Origin of the sequence: Xanthomonas sp. 1678 (genome assembly GCF_031455575.1) — a bacterium.
Lineage (GTDB): Bacteria > Pseudomonadota > Gammaproteobacteria > Xanthomonadales > Xanthomonadaceae > Xanthomonas_A.
Genome location: NZ_JAVDSZ010000008.1, coordinates 13,942 through 29,847, shown reverse-complemented (window position 1 = coordinate 29,847; position 15,906 = coordinate 13,942). Strand labels below are relative to the sequence as shown.

Genomic DNA, 15,906 nt, shown 5'->3' with positions numbered 1-15,906 from the left:
GATCGGCTGCGGCGCGACGACGGCCTTGAGGTCGGCGCTGGGCGCGCGTCTCGCCTCGGCGCTACGGCGCGCGCACCGCCAACGCCGCGACGATGCCGGCGAAGATCGCCAGGCCGACCCAGTTGTTGTGCATGAAGGCGCGGAAGCACGGCGCACGTTCGCGGGTTCGCGCGATGCGGAATTCGTAGGCGACCAGCAGCGCGGCCACGCCCAGGCCGGCCCAGTACCAGATCCCCAGCGCGCCGCGGGTGCCGACGAAGGCCAGCGCGACGAACATCAGCGCATACAGGATGCCCTGCGCGACCAGGTCCAGGTCGCCGAACAGGATCGCGGTGGACTTGGAGCCGGCGCGCAGGTCGTCCTCGCGGTCGACCATCGCGTACCAGGTGTCGTAGGCGGTGGCCCACAGGATGTTGGCCGCGTACAGCAGCCAGCCCAGGGCCGGCACCTCGCCGCGGATCGCCGCGAACGCCATCGGGATGCCCCAGCCGAAGGCCATGCCCAGATAGACCTGCGGCAGGTAGGTATAGCGCTTCAGGTAGGGGTAGCTGGCGGCCAGGAACAACCCGACCACGCTCAGGCCGATGGTCAGCGCGTTCATCGTCAGCACCAGCGCGAAGGCGGCGAGCATCAGCAGCGCGAACACCGCCAGCGCCTCGCGTCCGCTGACCGCACCGGTGGCCAGCGGGCGCATGCGGGTCCGTTCGACCTGTGGATCCAGCCAGCGGTCGGCGTAGTCGTTGATCACGCAGCCGGCCGAGCGGGTCAGCCAGACCCCGGCGGTGAACACGAACAGCGTCCACAGCGGCGGCATCCCGTCGGCGGCCAGCCACAGCGCCCACCAGGTCGGCCACAGCAGCAGCAGCGCGCCGATCGGACGGTCGCCGCGCAGCAGTTTCCAGTACTGGCCCAGGCGCGCGCGCGGCGGCAGCGCGGCGGGCGTTTCGTAGCGTTCGTAACCCATCGCACAAGGGTAGCAGCCGGGCTTGCTCGGCGGCAGCAGGCGCCGCCCGCGGGCGGTGAGGGCCTGCATATTTGCGCCGTGACGGATGGATTCCGGCCCAGGAGCCGGTTACGTGGCCTTGTAGTGTGGAGTCCGACGCCGATTGCCGATCGCCAGCCCTCCCGCCACCGCCGAAGCCGAAGCCGCCGGCCGGTCGATGGGTTGCCGCAGTGGCAGCATCGCAGGCGGGTATACGAATGCCGGACCGACCGCGGCGGCATGCGATCGGCATGGGGGAGACGCGGCGCGCGGTTTGCCGTTAGAATGCGCGTCCGTTGCGCCCGTAGCTCAGCCGGATAGAGTAGTGGCTTCCGAAGCCATTGGTCGGGGGTTCGAATCCCTCCGGGCGCACCACATCCTCCCCAGCCTGCATGGCCTCTTCGACCGCGAATCCTGCCGGTGGTGGACACCGCCTTCGGCGCTGCGGCGATCGACGGCCTGTGGCGTATGACGCCGCTGCCTGTACTCATACTGCTCGGGACGTCGAGCTGGCACCCTCTGCGTTGAAAGGCTGGCGCGTACCGCGCGTCTCTCCGCGCGCACCGCATCATCGTCCGTCTTGCCTGGAATTCCTTCGCCGCTGGCCTGCATCGCCTTTGGCGTTGCGGCGACGACCGGCGGTGGGTGGGGCGCGTGCCGCCGCCGCTCCCCTGGGATGGCGGGCTGGATTCGCTGGGCTGCATCGCCAGAGCATGCGGCGCGCGCAGCAAGGCGGCCTCCGTCATGCCGGCGCCACCGCTGGGACTGGCGGCCGTGGTTTCTGCGCTCGCGGCGCTCCAGTGACGGGCAACTTTGGCATCCTCTCCGGTGCCGTGTCATCGAGGTCGCGATGAATGGCGTGGTGCGGGCTTCGTTACGGCGGCGCCTTGCCGGAGGCCGCCGGTGATCGGTCCGCGCACCCCGCTCGGCAAGCCTGCGGTCCACTTGCTGGGCGACGACGATGCGCTGGCCTACCTGCGGCTCGGCGACGGTGCTCCGGTGGTGCTGGTGCACGGCGCGCTGTGCGACTACCGCTACTGGGTGCCGCAGCTACGCGGCCTGTCCGAGCGCTTCGAGCTCGCCGCGCTGAGCCTGGGCCAGTATTTCCCGCAGTTGCCATCGTCGCTGCGGCATCGCTTCGGCTGGCGTTGGCATGCGCAACAGGTCGCCGCGTTCATCGCCGGCTACGGCCGGCCGGTGCATCTGGTCGGTCACTCGCGCGGCGCTGCGGTGGCCTGGCAGGCCGCGTTGCAGCAGCCGGCCGCCGTCGCCAGCCTGAGCCTGTTCGACCCTGGCGGCCCACAGCCGCAGGGCCTGCCCGAGGACGTGGTGGCGATCCGCGCACGGGCGATCGCCCTGCTGCGCGACGGACAGGTCGACGCGGGACTGGAATGCTTCGTCGATTCGGTCAGCCAGCCGGGCGCCTGGGCACGCAGCAGCGCGTCGTTCCGGCAGATGGTGCGCGACAACGCGCAGACCCTGGCGCCGCAGATCGGCGACGCGCTGCCGGCCTACCAGGCGGAGCAGGCCGCGCGCCTGTCGATGCCGGTACTGCTGGTCGCAGGCGAACTGAGCCCCGCCCAATACCGCGATAACGCTGCGGCGCTGGCCGGATGGCTGCCCGACGCACGCCGCCACGTACTCGCCGGCGCCTCGCACGGCATGACCTTCACTCATGCAAGGCGTTGCAATGCGTTGCTGGCGGAGTTCGTGGCGTTGGCGTTGGGCTGAGGCATGTCGATGGAAGACCCCAAGCGATTTCCCATCGCACGGCCGCCTTTCTGGCAGGAAGGTTGGATAGAAGGGCGAAGCCATCTATGTGGAATCGATCATGGAGTTGCAGCAAATGGAAATGCAGAGTCTTCGTGGCTTGAAGTTGAAGCCGAGCGCGCGTGGCCGTTAGGTGAAACGTGCGTCTTCGGCGACAGCACCCTGCAAGCGATAACGCGTCATGAGGCTCTAGCCTGCTGCAACGGCAGCTTGGGCATTTGCACCCCGATCCAGTTGCCGATAGCTGATCGCTTCGGTCAGGTGCGCGGTGAAGATGGTGTCGCTTCCGTCCAGGTCGGCGATGGTGCGCGCCACGCGCAGGATGCGGTGCAGCGAACGTGCCGACAGCCGCAGGCGGTCGATGGCGTGTTCCAGCAGCGCTTCATCGCGCGATTGCAGGCGGCAGTCGCGCAGGGTCTCGCTGTGGCCGAGATGGCCGTTGGCGCGGCCGGCGCGCGCCAGCTGGCGTTGTCGTGCCTGCTCCACCCGCGCACGCACGGCGGCGCTGCTTTCGCCTGGTGCGGCATCGGCCCGCAGCGCCTGCGGCGGCAGCCGCGGCACGTCCACGTGCAGGTCGATGCGGTCCAGCAAGGGGCCGGAGATGCGCGCGCGGTAGCGGCGAATGCCGTCGTCGCTGCAGCGGCAGCGGCCGCTGGCATCGCCGGCCCAGCCGCAGGGGCAGGGATTCATCGCTGCGACCAGTTGGAAGCGGGCCGGGAACTCGGCGCTGCGTGCGGCGCGCGACACCGTGACCGTTCCCGATTCGAGCGGCTCGCGCAGCACCTCCAGCGCGTGCCGGTTCCATTCGGGCAATTCATCCAGGAACAGCACCCCATGGTGCGCTAGTGAGATTTCACCCGGACGCGGATGCGTGCCGCCGCCGACCAGCGACACCGCGCTGGCGGTGTGGTGCGGAGACCGGTATGGACGTTGCCGCCAGCGCGCCGGATCCAGACCGCGGCCGCTGACCGATGCGATCGCCGCCGCTTCCAGCGCCTCGGCCTCGCTGGTCTCGGGCAGGATCCCGGGCAGGCGCGAGGCCAGCAGGGTCTTGCCGCAGCCCGGGCTGCCGATCAGCAGCAGGTGGTGATGGCCGGCGGCGGCGATCTCCAGCGCACGCCGCGCCTGCGCCTGCCCGCGCACGTCGCTCAGGTCGGGGAACAGCGTGGCCGCGGCCGGCAGGGCTTCGGCCGCCGGCAATGTCTTGGTGCCGTTCAACAGGGCGCACACTTCAAGCAGGGTACGCGCGGTGAACGCCTGCACGTGCTGCGCCAGCGCCGCCTCGGGGCCGTTGCCAGCCGGCACGATCAGGGTGCGCCCGGCCTGCGCGGCGGCCAGCGCCGCCGGCAGCACGCCGTCGACCGGGCGCAGTTCGCCGGTCAGCGCCAGTTCGCCGAGAAACTCGTAGTTGCCCAGCACCTGCGGGTCCAGTTGCCCGGCGGCGGCAAGAATGCCCAGGGCGATCGGCAGGTCGAAGCGGCCGCCCTCCTTGGGCAGGTCGGCAGGGGCCAGGTTGACGGTGATGCGCCGTGCCGGGAACTCGTACTGCGCGCAGAGGATGGCGGCGCGTACGCGGTCGCGCGATTCGCGCACCGCGGCCTCGGGCAGGCCGACGATCTGCGTCGCCGGCAGCCCGCCGGATAGATGGACCTCGACCCGAACCGGAGGCGCAAGCACCCCCGCGCGGGCACGGCTGTGCACCAGCGCCAGGCTCATGGTGGCGGGTGGTTCAGGCTTGCGTGGAGGGCGCGTCGCCGCTGCGCGCGGCTTCCAGCGCGGCGACGCTGCGTTCCAGCGTTTCCAGCTTCTCGCGGGTGCGCAACAGCACCGCGCGCTGGACTTCGAATTCTTCGCGGGTGACCAGGTCGAGCTTGCCCAGCCCGGCCTGCAGCGCGCTCTTGAAGGTGCTCTGCAGTTCGTCGCGGGATTCGCGCAGGCCCGGCGGCACCAGATCGCTGAGGCGGCGGGCGAGGTCGTCGAGGTGGTTGAGGTCGATCATGGCTGTGCTCCGGCAGGTAGCGCCAGACTGCGGCACCCTGCGGTTCGGGGCCATCGGTGTCCGGCGCGGCGCGCTGTCGGAAAATTCCGGCGATGGGGCGCACGGCCATTTGAACCCGGCGGCCGGGCATCGCGCAACCGCGTTATCCTGACGCCATTGTGATTGGAGAAAGCCGCATGAAGATGATCATGGCCGTCATCAAGCCGTTCAAGCTCGACGACGTGCGCGAGGCGCTCGCCGCGCAGGGCGTGGCCGGCATCACCGTCACCGAGGTCAAGGGCTTCGGCCGGCAGAAGGGCCACACCGAGCTGTACCGCGGCGCCGAGTACGTGGTCGATTTCCTGCCCAAGGTGAAGCTGGAAGTGGCGGTCAGCGAGGACCAGGTCGAGCGCGTGCTCGAGGCGATCGTCAAGGCCGCCGGCACCGGCAAGATCGGCGACGGCAAGGTGTTCGTCTACGACCTGGGCACGGTGGTGCGGATCCGCACCGGCGAACTGGATGCGGACGCGCTGTAGCGCGGGCTGGGTGCCGCAGCCCGCCATCCGCGAAGCTGCCTGCATCGCGAATGGCGCCACTGCGGTTTCGGCGCGGCCTGCGACGCCGGCGGAGACACGTTGCCTTTAGCGCGGATCGATGCCGCACTCCGCCTGAAGCGCATCGCCCATGCCGGCACCGCACGCCCGGGGCGAGGCGTTGCCCACACCGACTCCGGTCGGCGGGAGCGCGCTGCGCTCCCGCCAGGGACTCATCCGCCCAGCGCTTCGGCCACGAACGGCGGCAGCACCTGGGTGCCGGTGTGCAGGTGCGCGCTGTAGTAGCGGGTGGCGAACGGCTTGGCCGCCGCGTCGGCTTCGCGGAACTCGAAGCCGCCGTGCTTGCGCGCCAGGGTCACGCTCCACCAGCCGGTCGGGTAGCACGGCTGCGGGAACGGCACGGTGTGGAAGCTGGCGAAGCCGGCCTTGCCCATCTCCGCGCGCATTTCCTTGATCAGGTCCAGCAGCGCCAACGGCGATTCGGACTGCTGCACCAGGATGCCGTCGTCCTTCAGCGCCTTGAAGCAGCTGGCGTAGAACGCCTTGTTGAACAGGCCTTCAGCTGGGCCGACCGGATCGGTGGAGTCGACGATGACGATGTCCACGCTGCCGGCCGGGCAATTGGCCATGTAGGCGATGCCGTCGTCGAACAGCAGCTCGGCGCGCGGGTCGGCGTTGGATTCGCACAGTTCCGGGAAGTACTTCTCGGCCATGCGCGTGACCTGCTCGTCGATGTCGCACTGGGTGGCGCTTTCCACGCCCGGGTGCTTGAGCACCTCGCGCAGCGTGCCGCAGTCGCCGCCACCGATGATCACCACGCGCTTGGGCGCGGCGTGGGTGAACAGCGCCGGGTGGCTGATCATCTCGTGATAGAAGAAGTTGTCGCGCGTGGTCAACATCACGGCGCCGTCGATCACCATCAACTTGCCCCAGTCGGTGGTGTCGTAGATCTCGATCTTCTGGAACGGCGACTGCACCTCGTCCAGCTTGCCGGTGATGCGGTAGCCGATGGCCGAGCCGGTGGGCTGGAAGTGTTCGATGTACCAGTTGTCGTTGGCGCTCATGCAGGAGATTCCTAGGAAATCAAGAAAGAAGACGGACTCATCCTTCTCCCACCGGGAGAAGGTGGCGCGAAGCGCCGGATGAGGGTGGGGCGCAGCCTCGTGCAGTCAGACCGCACGTTGCCAGACCCAAATCCTTCGCGGAATGAGGGTAGGCGAGCCTCGCGCGCCCGAACCGCGCGGCACGGCGCCCAAACCCCCATCCAACCCTGCTCCGCCGGGGAGAGGCGCGTCAGGTCGGCGCGGATTGTAACGGAGCCCACGCGTAGCAGGCGTTACAATCCACGCCCTTTTCCCCGCCGAGCCGCCACGATGAGCGATTGGTCCCTCGACCAAGCCCGCAAGACCTATTCGATCCCGCACTGGGCCGATGGGTATTTCGACGTGGATCCGGCCGGGCGGGTGATCGTGCGCCCGCAAGGCGCCGACGGCGTGGCGATCGCGCTGCCCGAGGTGGTGGACGCCGCGCGCGCGGCCGGCGCCAAGCTGCCGATGCTGGTGCGCTTCCCGGACATCCTCGGCGAGCGCCTGGGCAAGCTGCAGGCCGCCTTCGCCCAGGCCCAGGCCGACTGGGACTACGCCGGCGGCTACACCGCGGTGTACCCGATCAAGGTCAACCAGCACCGCGGCGTGGCCGGCACCCTGGCCAGCCACAAGGGCGAGGGGTTCGGCCTGGAAGCGGGCAGCAAGCCGGAACTGATGGCGGTGCTGGCGTTGTCGCGGCCCGGCGGGCTGATCGTCTGCAACGGCTACAAGGACCGCGAATACATCCGCCTGGCGCTGATCGGGCGCAAGCTCGGGCTGCAGACCTTCATCGTCATCGAGAAGCCGTCCGAGCTGGGCCTGGTGATCGAGGAGGCCAAGGCGCTGGGGGTCAAGCCGGGCCTGGGCGTGCGCATGCGCCTGGCCTCGCTGGGCGCCGGCAAGTGGCAGAACAGCGGCGGCGACAAGGCCAAGTTCGGGCTCTCGCCACGGCAGGTACTGGACCTGTGGAAGGCGCTGCGCGACACCGAGTACGCCGAGTCGCTGAACCTGCTGCACTTCCACATGGGCTCGCAGATCTCCAACGTGCGCGACATCGCCAACGGCATGCGCGAGGCCACGCGCTATTTCGTCGAGCTGTCCAAGCTGGGCGCGAAGATCAGCCACGTCGACGTCGGCGGCGGCCTGGGCATCGACTACGAGGGCACCCGTTCGCGCAGCTACTGCTCGATCAACTACGGGCTGCATTCCTACGCCAGCAACATCGTGCAGCCGCTGGCCGAGGCCTGCGAGCAGTACGGCCTGGCGCCGCCGCGCATCGTCACCGAATGCGGCCGCGCGATGACCGCGCACCATGCGGTGCTGATCGCCAACGTTTCGGAAGTGGAGCAGGCGCCGGAAGGACGCGTGCCCGACGCGCACGCCGACGAGCCGGCGGCGATCCGCCATCTGCGCGAGATCCACGACGAACTTGACGTGCGCCCGGCGGTGGAGCTGTTCCAGGAAGCGCAGCACTTCCATGCCGAAGGCCTGTCCAGCTATGCGCTGGGCCAGATCGACCTGCCGCAGCGCGCGCGCATCGACGACCTGTTCTATGCGATCGCCCACGCGGTGCGGCAGCGCCTGAGCAGCGAGGAAAAGAGTCACCGTCCGGTGCTGGACGAACTCAACGAGCGGCTGGTGGACAAGTACTTCGTCAATTTCAGCGTGTTCGAATCGATCCCCGACGTGTGGGCGATCGACCAGGTGTTCCCGATCCTGCCGATCGAGCGGCTGAACGAGGCGCCGGCGCGGCGCGGCGTGATCTGCGACATGACCTGCGATTCGGACGGCATGGTCAAGACCTACGTCGAGAACGAGAGCCTGGACAGCTCGCTGCCGCTGCACGAACTGCGCGCGGGCGAGAGCTACCGGCTCGGCTTCTTCCTGGTAGGCGCCTACCAGGAGATCCTCGGCGACATCCACAACCTGTTCGGCGACACCGACGCGATCGAAGTCAGCGCCGACGGCGACGGCTACCGCATCGCCCAGCAGCGCCGTGGCGACACCACCGACGTGATGCTGGACTACGTCGGCTATCGCTTGGACGAGCTGCGCGCGACCTACGCCGAGCGCGTGGCCGCCGCGCAGTTGCCGGCGGAGCAGGCGCAGGCCTTGTCGGCGGCGCTGGAGGCGGGACTGACCGGCTACACCTACCTGTCGGACGAGCCGCTGGGCTGAGTCCCGGCACGCGCTCCCTCGCCCATGGGCGAGGCGAGCGCAGTGCGTCATGCCGCGTTGTCCGAGCGCATACGGGAGCGCAGCAGGCACGATCGTTGCGGCCGGTGCGTCTCGCACGGGGACGACGTTCCGGTTCTTCATCGCGGCATGTCGCCCGTTTTCGCCGCGCCGATGGACGGGTACCGACACCGCCCGTAAGCTGAGCGCCCCTTTCATCCCCCGCGACGCGATGCGCTATCCCGGACTGGATCTGTTGCGCGCGCTGGCGATCGTGTGGGTGATGCTGTTCCACTCGTTCGTGGTCGGCGGCCTGGGGCCGGACTGGGCCTGGCTGTCGCGCTACGGCTGGATGGGCGTGGACCTGTTCTTCGTGCTCAGCGGCTTCCTGATCGGCGGCCAGGTGCTGGCGCCGCTGGCGCGTGGCGCGCCGCTGCGCTACGGCGACTTCTACCTGCGCCGCGCGTTCCGCATCCTGCCGGCCTTCGCCGTGGTGCTGGCGCTGTACCTGGCCTGGCCCGGCTTCCGCGAAGCGCCGGGCATCGCGCCGTGGTGGATGTTCGCCAGTTTCACCTTGAATCTCGGCATCGACTACGGCAACCAGCAGGCGTTTTCGCACGCTTGGTCGTTGTGCGTGGAGGAGCATTTCTACCTGGTGTTTCCATTGCTGGCGGCGCTGTCGATGCGGCGGCCGTCGGCGCCGCGCTTCGTCGCGCTGTGCAGCGCCGTGGTGCTGGCCGGCATCGCGCTGCGCACGGCGACCTGGCTGCACGACAGCGCGCTCGACCGCGTCGGCGACGGGCTGCAACGCAACTGGTTCATCGAGGACCTCTACTACCCGACCTGGAACCGGCTCGACGGCCTGCTGGCCGGTGTGGTGCTGGCCGTGCTCAAGGTGTTCCGGCCGCAGCACTGGCAGCGGCTGCAGCGCCACGCGAACGCGGTGGCGCTGGCCGGGTTGGTGGTCTGCGCGTCGGCGATGTGGCTGTTCCGCGAACGCACCGGCCTGCTCGGCAACGCGATCGGCTGGCCGCTGCTGTCGCTGGGGCTGGCGCTGCTGGTCTGCGCCGGCGCCTCGCTGCACGGCGTGCTCGGCCGCCGCGCGGTGCCGGGCGCGGCCTGGCTGGCGGCGATCTCCTACAGCCTGTACCTGACCCACAAGGCCGTGTTCCATCTCACCCAGGTCTGGTTCGGCGCCGTGCTCGACGGGCGCGGGTTGCTCGCGTTCGCAACGTATGCGGGCATGGCGCTGCTGGCCGCCGCGCTGCTGCACTACGCGGTGGAGCAGCCGTTCCTGCGCCTGCGCGAACGCCTGCAGCGCAGGCCTGCCGAGGTGCCGGTGGCTGCTTAGGCCGCATTGTCGTTTGCGCGCAGGCGCGGTGCTGGCCGCTCGTGCGCCGTACTGCGGTACGGGCTCACCCCGGATCGGCGTGCGCCACGCGCGCCTCGTGCAGGCGCTGCTGCAGGATCTCCGCCAGGCGCGCCACCGCCGGTGCCGGCTCTGCGTCGGCGCGATGCAGGTTCAGGCCCAGCACCGGCATCAGCGGCAGGCCGCCTGCCCCCGGCGGCAGTAGCGTCAGCGATTCGGGCAGGCCGGCCGGCGTGCGCAAGGTCAGTCCCAGCCCGGCGCGGACCGCGGCCCACACGCCGCCCAGACTCGCGCTGGTGAAGGCGATGCGCCACGGGATGCCGGCCCGGTCCAGCGCCGTGGTCGCGGCCGTGCGCAGCAGGCACGGCGCGTCCAGCATCACCAGCGGCAACGGCGTGTCGCTGTTCCAGCCGGCCGCATCCGGGGGCGGGGCATCCGCCGCCGCGATCCAGCGCATCGGCCAGGTGGCCTGCGGCTGGCGATGCGCCGACGCCGTTCCCGCGTCCCAGACCAAGGCGAGGTCCAACTGGCCGGATTCGACCCGGGCCAGCAGTTCCTGATGGCGCGCGATGCGCGCTTCGATGCGCACCTTGGGGTGGGCGCGGGCGAAACGGCCCAGCACGTCGGGCAACATGCGTTCGCCGAAATCCTCCTGCAGTCCGAGCCGGACCCAGCCCTGCAGGACGGAGCCGTGCAGCGCAGCGGCGGCCTCGTCGTTGAGATCCAGCAAGCGCCGTGCGTAGCCCAGCAGGATCTCGCCGGCGTCGGTCAGCGCCAGCCCGCGGCCACTGCGGCGCAGCAGCGCCTGACCGGCCTGTTCTTCCAGCTTCTTCAACTGCGCGCTGATCGCGGACGTGGAGCGCCCTTGCCGATCCGCCGCCTTGGCGAAGCTTCCCAGTTCGATGCCGGCGACGAAGCTGCGCAGCGCATCGAGATCGAAGGTGATGCGGCGCATGGCGTAAATCCCGTTTTACCGAATGGTGACTACTGAATTTCCCGATTTTCAGGACCATCTTCGGTGGCTAGGCTGTCCGCAGTCAATCCGAGCGCGAGGCGCCCATGTCCGATCTCCCTACGTCCAGCCAGGCCCTGTTCGGCGACATCGCACCGAAATTCGCGCAGCTGACCGACGAGGTGCTGTTCGCCGACCTGTGGCAGCGCCCGGCGCTGTCGCCGCGCGAACGCAGCCTGGTCACGGTGGCGGCACTGGTCGCGCTGTACCGGCCGCAGCAGTTGCCGTTCCACTTGAGCCGCGCGCTGGACAACGGCCTGCGCCGCGACGAACTGGCCGAAGCGATCACCCATCTGGCGTTCTACGCCGGCTGGCCGTGCGCCGCCGCGGCGCTGCCGCTGCTGCGTGCCGCGACCGCGTCGCCAGCGCCGGCCGCCTGATCCCCCAAACAGGAGACATCCCATGCCCTACGCCCGCATCTCGCTGCATCGTGGCGCTGCGCCCGACTATCTGCGCGCCCTCTCCGCCAGCGTCTACCAGGCCATGCACGAGGCGTTCGACGTGCCCGCCGGCGATTGCTTCCAGGTCATCCACCAGCACGATCCGGGGGAACTGGTGTTCGACCGCCATTACCTGGGCGGGCCGCGCTCGGATGCCTTCGTGCTGATCGCGATCACCGCCGGGCGCCCGCGCAGCGACGCCTGCAAGCAGGCGTTCTACCGGCGCCTGGTGGAACTGCTGGCGATCGCGCCGGGCATCGCGCCGGAAGACGTGATGGTGAACATCGTCACCACCGAAGCGCAGGACTGGTCTTTCGGCGGAGGCCGTGCCGGGATCGCGGCAGCGGCAGCGGAGACCGACGCATGATCGCCATGCAGTACAGCATCGCGTTGCCGGCCGACTACGACATGGCCATCATCCGGCGCCGCATCGCCGACAAGGGACCGCTGTTGGACGGCCTGCCGGGACTGGCGTTCAAGGCCTACCTCAGCGCCGACCGCCGCGATCGCGCGCTGCCCAGCCGCGCCAACCTGTATGCGCCGTTCTATCTGTGGCGCGATGCCGGGGCGATGCATGCATTCCTCGCGGGCGCCGCCTTCGGTGCGCTGGCGGACGCCTTTGGACGGCCGGCGGTGCAGCTGTGGACGGTGTGCGCCGCCAGCCTGGCCGCGGACCTGCACGGCGCCCGCTACGCGCGGCGCGAGATCGTCGCGATGTCCGATGCCGACGCGCTCCAATCGCTGGGCGAGCGCGAGGCCGAGCGGGCGCGTAGCGATCTTGCCGCCGGCGCGCTCGCCGCGGTGAGCGCTTACGAGCCGCACGGGTGGAATCTGCTGCGCCTGCGGCTCTGGCGCGATCCGCCGCCGCCGTCGCCCGATGCCGGCCAGGCCTATGCCGTGGGCCACATGTCCGTACCGGCGAGCGACGGCTGAGGTACGGCGCCCCGTGCCTTGCCGTTTGCTTTTACCATTGCCGATTCCCCCACTTCCCATTCCCGGCCCCCAATGACCCAGACCGCCCTGATCACCGGCGCCACCTCCGGTTTCGGCGCCGCCGCCGTGCGCCGCTTCGTCAACGCCGGCTGGCGCGTGATCGCCACCGGCCGCCGCGCCGAGCGGCTGCAGCCGCTGCTGGCCGAGTTCGGTGCCGAGCGCGTACACGTGGCGGCGTTCGATATCCGCGACGAAGCCGCGCTCGACGCGATGCTCGCCGAGTTGCCGGACGCGTTTCGCGGCATCGACCTGCTGGTCAACAACGCCGGCCTGGCGCAGGGCACCGCGCCGGCGCAGGCGGCGCTGCTGGACGACTGGCGCACGATGATCGACACCAACATCACCGCGCTGGTGACCCTGACCCATCGCCTGCTGCCGACGCTGATCCAGCGCCGCGGCGCGATCATCAACATCAGTTCGGTGGCCGCGCTGTACCCGTATCCGGGCGGCAATGCCTATGGCGGCACCAAGGCCTTCGTCAGCCAGTTCTCGCTGGGCCTGCGCTCGGACCTGCACGGCACCGGCGTGCGCGTGACCGCGATCGAGCCGGGCATGGCCGAGACCGAGTTCACCCTGGTCCGCACCCATGGCGACCAGGGCGCGTCGGACAAGCTGTACCACGGCGCGCAGCCGATGACCGCCGAGGACATCGCCGAGCAGATCTTCTGGGTCGCCACGCTGCCGCCGCACCTGAACATCAATCGGCTGGAAATCATGCCGGTGACGCAGTCCTTCGCCGGCTTCCAGGTGGCTAGGGACCCGGGATTAGGGAATAGGGATTAGGGATTAGAAAAAGCGAAAGCGGCGCCGATGCGTTGCGCCTGCTGGCGGTCATCGCAGCCAGGCGGCCGTCAGCCGCGCTCGCGACCGGCGAGGCAATTCACGGATGTCGTAAGCCAACGAGTCGCAAGGAATGTGGGAGACGCTGCTTCTCCCGAATCCCCAATCCCCAATCCCAGCCTCACTGCGCCTTGATGGCGATCGCCGGCAGGCCGCTGCCGGTCAGCTTCTGCTTGGCCTCGGCCAGTTCGCTGGCGGTGCCGTACGGGCCCATGCGCACGCGGTAGACGGTCTTGCCGCTGATCTGCGCCGACTCCACGCGCGCCGACAGGCCCAGCATCGCCAGCTTGGCCTTGGTCGATTCGGCATCGCCGGAGGCGCCGAACGAGCCGGCCTGCAGGATGTAGCGGGTGTTGTCCGGCGCCGCGGCGACAGCGGTTGCGGCGGGCGTCGCGGCGGCCGCGGACGGCTTGGCCGACGTGGCGGCGGTGCTGGCCGGCGCGCTCGCCGCTGCGGTTTCCGGCAGCGGGGTCGGATTGGCCAGTGCCGCCGTGCTCGCCGGTGCCGTGGCGGTCGCCGCGGTTGCCGTCGCCGGCGTGGCGGCCGCCTGCGGCGCGCGCGCCTTGCGGTTGGCTTCGGCGCGTGCGCTGGCCGCCAGTTCGGCGTCGGACATCTGTACTTCCTTGCCGGGCAGCAGGGTGTAGAAGTCGTACTGCGTCTGCGCATCCTTCTTGGCATCGGGCTTGGTGCTGCCGGCCGCCGTCGCCGCCGGCTTGGGCAGTTCCGGCGCCGCGTCGACGTCGGCATCGGCCACCGGCGCCGGCTGCGCGTCCGGGTTGGCACGCGGGCCGCCCACGCGCAGGAAGCCATCGCCATCCTTCTTGAACAGGCCGGGCGCCGCCAGGAACACCACTGCCGCGATCGCCACGCCGGCGATCAGCCACACCCATCCGGGCGTGCCGTTGCCGCTGTTGCGTCGCGCCTGCGTCTTACCGCGTCGTGCTGCCATCTACCGCTTCTCCACTCACATTTTTTCCGGGGCCGACACGCCCAGGAGGTTCAGGCCATTCGCCAGTACTTGCTGCGCCGCCACCGCCAGGGTCAACTTGGCGTTGCGCTCGCTCGCATCGTCCACCAGCACCGGGGTGCCGTGGTACCAGGTGTGGAACGCGGTCGCCAGTTCGCGCAGGTATTGCGCGATCAGGTGCGGCTCCAGCACATGCCCCGCATTCTCCACCACTTCCGGGTAGCGCGAGAGTTCCAGCATCAATTCCAGCGAGGTCGCATCGTTCAGCCGGTTCAGCTGGCCCAGGCCGTCGGCCTGGTCGTAGTCCAGCTTCTTCTCCTGCGCCTGGCGCAGCAGGCTGCACACGCGGGCATGCGCGTACTGCACGTAGAACACCGGATTGTCGTTGCTCTGCTGGCGCGCCAGGTCGATGTCGAAGGTCAGCTGCGAATCGGGCTTGCGCGCGATCAGGAACCAGCGCGTGGCGTCGCGGCCCGCTTCTTCGATCAGGTCGCGCAGGGTCAGGTAGCTGCCGGCGCGCTTGGACAGCTTCACTTCCTCGCCGCCGCGCATCACCGTGACCATCTGGTGCAGCACGTATTCCGGCCAACCCTTGGGGATGCCCAGGTCCATCGCCTGCAAGCCGGCGCGCACCCGTGCCAGCGAGCCATGGTGGTCGGCGCCCAGCTCGGTGATCGCGCGCACGTAGCCGCGCTGCCACTTGGTCAGGTGATAGGCCACGTCCGGCACGAAGTAGGTGTAGCTGCCGTCGGACTTGCGCATCACCCGGTCCTTGTCGTCGCCGAAATCGGTCGATTTCAGCCACAGCGCGCCGCCTTCCTCGTAGGTGTGGCCGGAGGCGATCAGCTTCTGCACCGCCTCCTCGACCTTGCCGTCGCGGTACAGCGAGCTTTCCAGGAAGTAGATGTCGAAATCGACGCCGAACGCGGCCAGGTCGTGGTTCTGCTCGTTGCGCAGGTAGGCCACGGCGAAGCGGCGGATCGCTTCCAGGTCGTTCGGGTCCTTGGCACCGGTGACCAGATGGCCTTCCAGGTCCACCGAATCGCCGGCCAGGTAGGCGTTGGCCACGTCCTGGATGTAGTCGCCGCGGTAGCCTTCTTCCGGCCAGTCGGGGCTGTCGGGGGTCTTGCCCTGCGCGCGCGCCTGCACCGAGCGCGCCAGGTTCTCGATCTGGCCGCCGCCGTCGTTGTAGTAGAACTCGCGCTTGGCGTTCCAGCCGTTGGCGTCGAGCAGCCGCGCCAGGCAGTCGCCGATCGCCGCGGCGCGGCCGTGGCCCACGTGCAGCGGGCCGGTCGGGTTGGCCGAGACGTATTCCACGCCCACGGTGCGGCCATTGCCGACCAGGCTGCGGCCGTAGTCCTCGCCCTGCTTGATCACCGCCAGCACTTCGCGCTGGTAGGCGCCGGGGCCGAGGTGGAAGTTGATGAAGCCGGGGCCGGCGATCTCGACCCGGGTCACATCGTCGTTGGCCGGCAACGCGGCGACCAGCTGCTGGGCCAGCGCGCGCGGATTGCCGCGCGCGGCCTTGGCCAGCAGCATCGCGACGTTGGTGGCGAAGTCGCCGTGCTCGCGGGTCTTGGGCCGCTCGACCACGAAGTCCGGCGGCAAGGTGTCGGCCGGCAGGGTGCCATTGGCGCGCAAGGCTTCGATGCCTTGACCGATCAGGGCGCGGAGTTGGGATTTCACGTGATCTCTGCTTGAAGCGCGGAACCGGCGATTTTACCCGACCCGCCGCCTCCCG

At 69.7% G+C, this 15,906-nt stretch carries 15 protein-coding genes and 1 tRNA gene; 9 read left to right on the top strand and 7 right to left on the bottom strand.

Annotated features, from left to right (window positions below):
• Positions 1-61 precede the first annotated feature (61 nt).
• Complete coding sequence (gene ubiA / locus J2Y70_RS14755) at positions 62-964, bottom strand: 4-hydroxybenzoate octaprenyltransferase (protein WP_309919496.1); 903 nt, start codon at positions 962-964, stop codon at positions 62-64.
• 316 nt (positions 965-1,280) lie between these two features.
• On the opposite strand from ubiA, the gene J2Y70_RS14750 reads away from it, so the two are divergent.
• Both J2Y70_RS14750 and J2Y70_RS14745 read left to right on the top strand, forming a co-directional pair.
• Positions 1,281-1,357, top strand: a tRNA-Arg gene (locus tag J2Y70_RS14750).
• A 528-nt stretch (positions 1,358-1,885) separates the two neighbouring features.
• Entirely contained in the window at positions 1,886-2,713 is an 828-nt protein-coding gene (locus tag J2Y70_RS14745) for an alpha/beta fold hydrolase (RefSeq protein WP_309919011.1), read from the top strand.
• Between the two features lie 228 nt (positions 2,714-2,941).
• On the opposite strand, the gene J2Y70_RS14740 is transcribed toward J2Y70_RS14745, so the two are convergent.
• Both J2Y70_RS14740 and J2Y70_RS14735 read right to left on the bottom strand, forming a co-directional pair.
• Positions 2,942-4,468, bottom strand: coding sequence for a YifB family Mg chelatase-like AAA ATPase (locus J2Y70_RS14740; RefSeq protein ID WP_309919009.1), 1,527 nt, complete (start codon positions 4,466-4,468; stop codon positions 2,942-2,944).
• A gap of 13 nt (positions 4,469-4,481) precedes the next feature.
• On the bottom strand, positions 4,482-4,751 hold the full coding sequence (locus tag J2Y70_RS14735) for an accessory factor UbiK family protein (RefSeq protein WP_309919006.1): 270 nt from the start codon (positions 4,749-4,751) through the stop codon (positions 4,482-4,484).
• A 176-nt stretch (positions 4,752-4,927) separates the two neighbouring features.
• Between J2Y70_RS14735 and J2Y70_RS14730 the strand changes: the two genes are divergently transcribed.
• Positions 4,928-5,266 (top strand): P-II family nitrogen regulator, encoded by a 339-nt coding sequence (locus J2Y70_RS14730; RefSeq protein ID WP_263396067.1) that lies wholly within the window; start codon positions 4,928-4,930, stop codon positions 5,264-5,266.
• A 230-nt stretch (positions 5,267-5,496) separates the two neighbouring features.
• Here J2Y70_RS14730 and speE read toward each other — a convergent pair whose 3' ends face one another.
• Positions 5,497-6,348, bottom strand: a complete 852-nt coding sequence (gene speE, locus J2Y70_RS14725) for a polyamine aminopropyltransferase (RefSeq protein WP_263396066.1) — start codon at positions 6,346-6,348, stop codon at positions 5,497-5,499.
• Positions 6,349-6,657: 309 nt separating this feature from the next.
• Here speE and speA point away from each other — a divergent pair, with 309 nt between their 5' ends.
• A complete protein-coding gene (gene speA, locus J2Y70_RS14720; RefSeq protein WP_309919003.1) occupies positions 6,658-8,547 on the top strand; it encodes an arginine decarboxylase in 1,890 nt (629 codons plus the stop codon).
• 229 nt (positions 8,548-8,776) lie between these two features.
• Positions 8,777-9,895 (top strand): acyltransferase, encoded by a 1,119-nt coding sequence (locus tag J2Y70_RS14715; RefSeq protein WP_263396064.1) that lies wholly within the window; start codon positions 8,777-8,779, stop codon positions 9,893-9,895.
• Positions 9,896-9,959: 64 nt separating this feature from the next.
• Here J2Y70_RS14715 and J2Y70_RS14710 read toward each other — a convergent pair whose 3' ends face one another.
• A complete protein-coding gene (locus J2Y70_RS14710; protein WP_309918999.1) occupies positions 9,960-10,868 on the bottom strand; it encodes a LysR substrate-binding domain-containing protein in 909 nt (302 codons plus the stop codon).
• Positions 10,869-10,972: 104 nt separating this feature from the next.
• On the opposite strand from J2Y70_RS14710, the gene J2Y70_RS14705 reads away from it, so the two are divergent.
• The 4 genes from J2Y70_RS14705 to J2Y70_RS14690 all read left to right on the top strand — a co-directional run bounded on the left by J2Y70_RS14705 (position 10,973) and on the right by J2Y70_RS14690 (position 13,141).
• Entirely contained in the window at positions 10,973-11,305 is a 333-nt protein-coding gene (locus J2Y70_RS14705; RefSeq protein WP_309918996.1) for a carboxymuconolactone decarboxylase family protein, read from the top strand.
• A 22-nt stretch (positions 11,306-11,327) separates the two neighbouring features.
• Positions 11,328-11,732: a tautomerase family protein gene (locus tag J2Y70_RS14700; RefSeq protein ID WP_309918992.1), complete on the top strand. Its 405-nt coding sequence runs from the start codon at positions 11,328-11,330 to the stop codon at positions 11,730-11,732.
• Positions 11,729-12,298: a DUF4865 family protein gene (locus J2Y70_RS14695; protein WP_309918989.1), complete on the top strand. Its 570-nt coding sequence runs from the start codon at positions 11,729-11,731 to the stop codon at positions 12,296-12,298. The genes J2Y70_RS14700 and J2Y70_RS14695 overlap by 4 nt, the downstream gene beginning before the upstream one ends.
• A 72-nt stretch (positions 12,299-12,370) precedes the next feature.
• Complete coding sequence (locus tag J2Y70_RS14690; protein ID WP_309918986.1) at positions 12,371-13,141, top strand: SDR family NAD(P)-dependent oxidoreductase; 771 nt, start codon at positions 12,371-12,373, stop codon at positions 13,139-13,141.
• A 178-nt stretch (positions 13,142-13,319) separates the two neighbouring features.
• Here J2Y70_RS14690 and J2Y70_RS14685 read toward each other — a convergent pair whose 3' ends face one another.
• Positions 13,320-14,147 carry an SPOR domain-containing protein gene (locus J2Y70_RS14685; protein ID WP_309918984.1) on the bottom strand — a complete coding sequence of 276 codons (828 nt, stop codon included), beginning with the start codon at positions 14,145-14,147 and terminating at the stop codon, positions 13,320-13,322.
• Positions 14,148-14,162: 15 nt separating this feature from the next.
• Positions 14,163-15,851: an arginine--tRNA ligase gene (argS, locus tag J2Y70_RS14680; RefSeq protein WP_309918981.1), complete on the bottom strand. Its 1,689-nt coding sequence runs from the start codon at positions 15,849-15,851 to the stop codon at positions 14,163-14,165.
• Between the last annotated feature and the right edge of the window lie 55 nt (positions 15,852-15,906).

What these genes read in the sequence shown, in the direction of transcription:
- ubiA (WP_309919496.1), bottom strand. Translation starts at nt 964, where the DNA reads ATGGGTTACGAACGCTACGAAACGCCCGCCGCGCTGCCGCCGCGCGCG.
- J2Y70_RS14740 (WP_309919009.1), bottom strand. Translation starts at nt 4,468, where the DNA reads ATGAGCCTGGCGCTGGTGCACAGCCGTGCCCGCGCGGGGGTGCTTGCG.
- J2Y70_RS14735 (WP_309919006.1), bottom strand. Translation starts at nt 4,751, where the DNA reads ATGATCGACCTCAACCACCTCGACGACCTCGCCCGCCGCCTCAGCGAT.
- J2Y70_RS14730 (WP_263396067.1), top strand. Translation starts at nt 4,928, where the DNA reads ATGAAGATGATCATGGCCGTCATCAAGCCGTTCAAGCTCGACGACGTG.
- speE (WP_263396066.1), bottom strand. Translation starts at nt 6,348, where the DNA reads ATGAGCGCCAACGACAACTGGTACATCGAACACTTCCAGCCCACCGGC.
- speA (WP_309919003.1), top strand. Translation starts at nt 6,658, where the DNA reads ATGAGCGATTGGTCCCTCGACCAAGCCCGCAAGACCTATTCGATCCCG.
- J2Y70_RS14715 (WP_263396064.1), top strand. Translation starts at nt 8,777, where the DNA reads ATGCGCTATCCCGGACTGGATCTGTTGCGCGCGCTGGCGATCGTGTGG.
- J2Y70_RS14710 (WP_309918999.1), bottom strand. Translation starts at nt 10,868, where the DNA reads ATGCGCCGCATCACCTTCGATCTCGATGCGCTGCGCAGCTTCGTCGCC.
- J2Y70_RS14705 (WP_309918996.1), top strand. Translation starts at nt 10,973, where the DNA reads ATGTCCGATCTCCCTACGTCCAGCCAGGCCCTGTTCGGCGACATCGCA.
- J2Y70_RS14700 (WP_309918992.1), top strand. Translation starts at nt 11,328, where the DNA reads ATGCCCTACGCCCGCATCTCGCTGCATCGTGGCGCTGCGCCCGACTAT.
- J2Y70_RS14695 (WP_309918989.1), top strand. Translation starts at nt 11,729, where the DNA reads ATGATCGCCATGCAGTACAGCATCGCGTTGCCGGCCGACTACGACATG.
- J2Y70_RS14690 (WP_309918986.1), top strand. Translation starts at nt 12,371, where the DNA reads ATGACCCAGACCGCCCTGATCACCGGCGCCACCTCCGGTTTCGGCGCC.
- J2Y70_RS14685 (WP_309918984.1), bottom strand. Translation starts at nt 14,147, where the DNA reads ATGGCAGCACGACGCGGTAAGACGCAGGCGCGACGCAACAGCGGCAAC.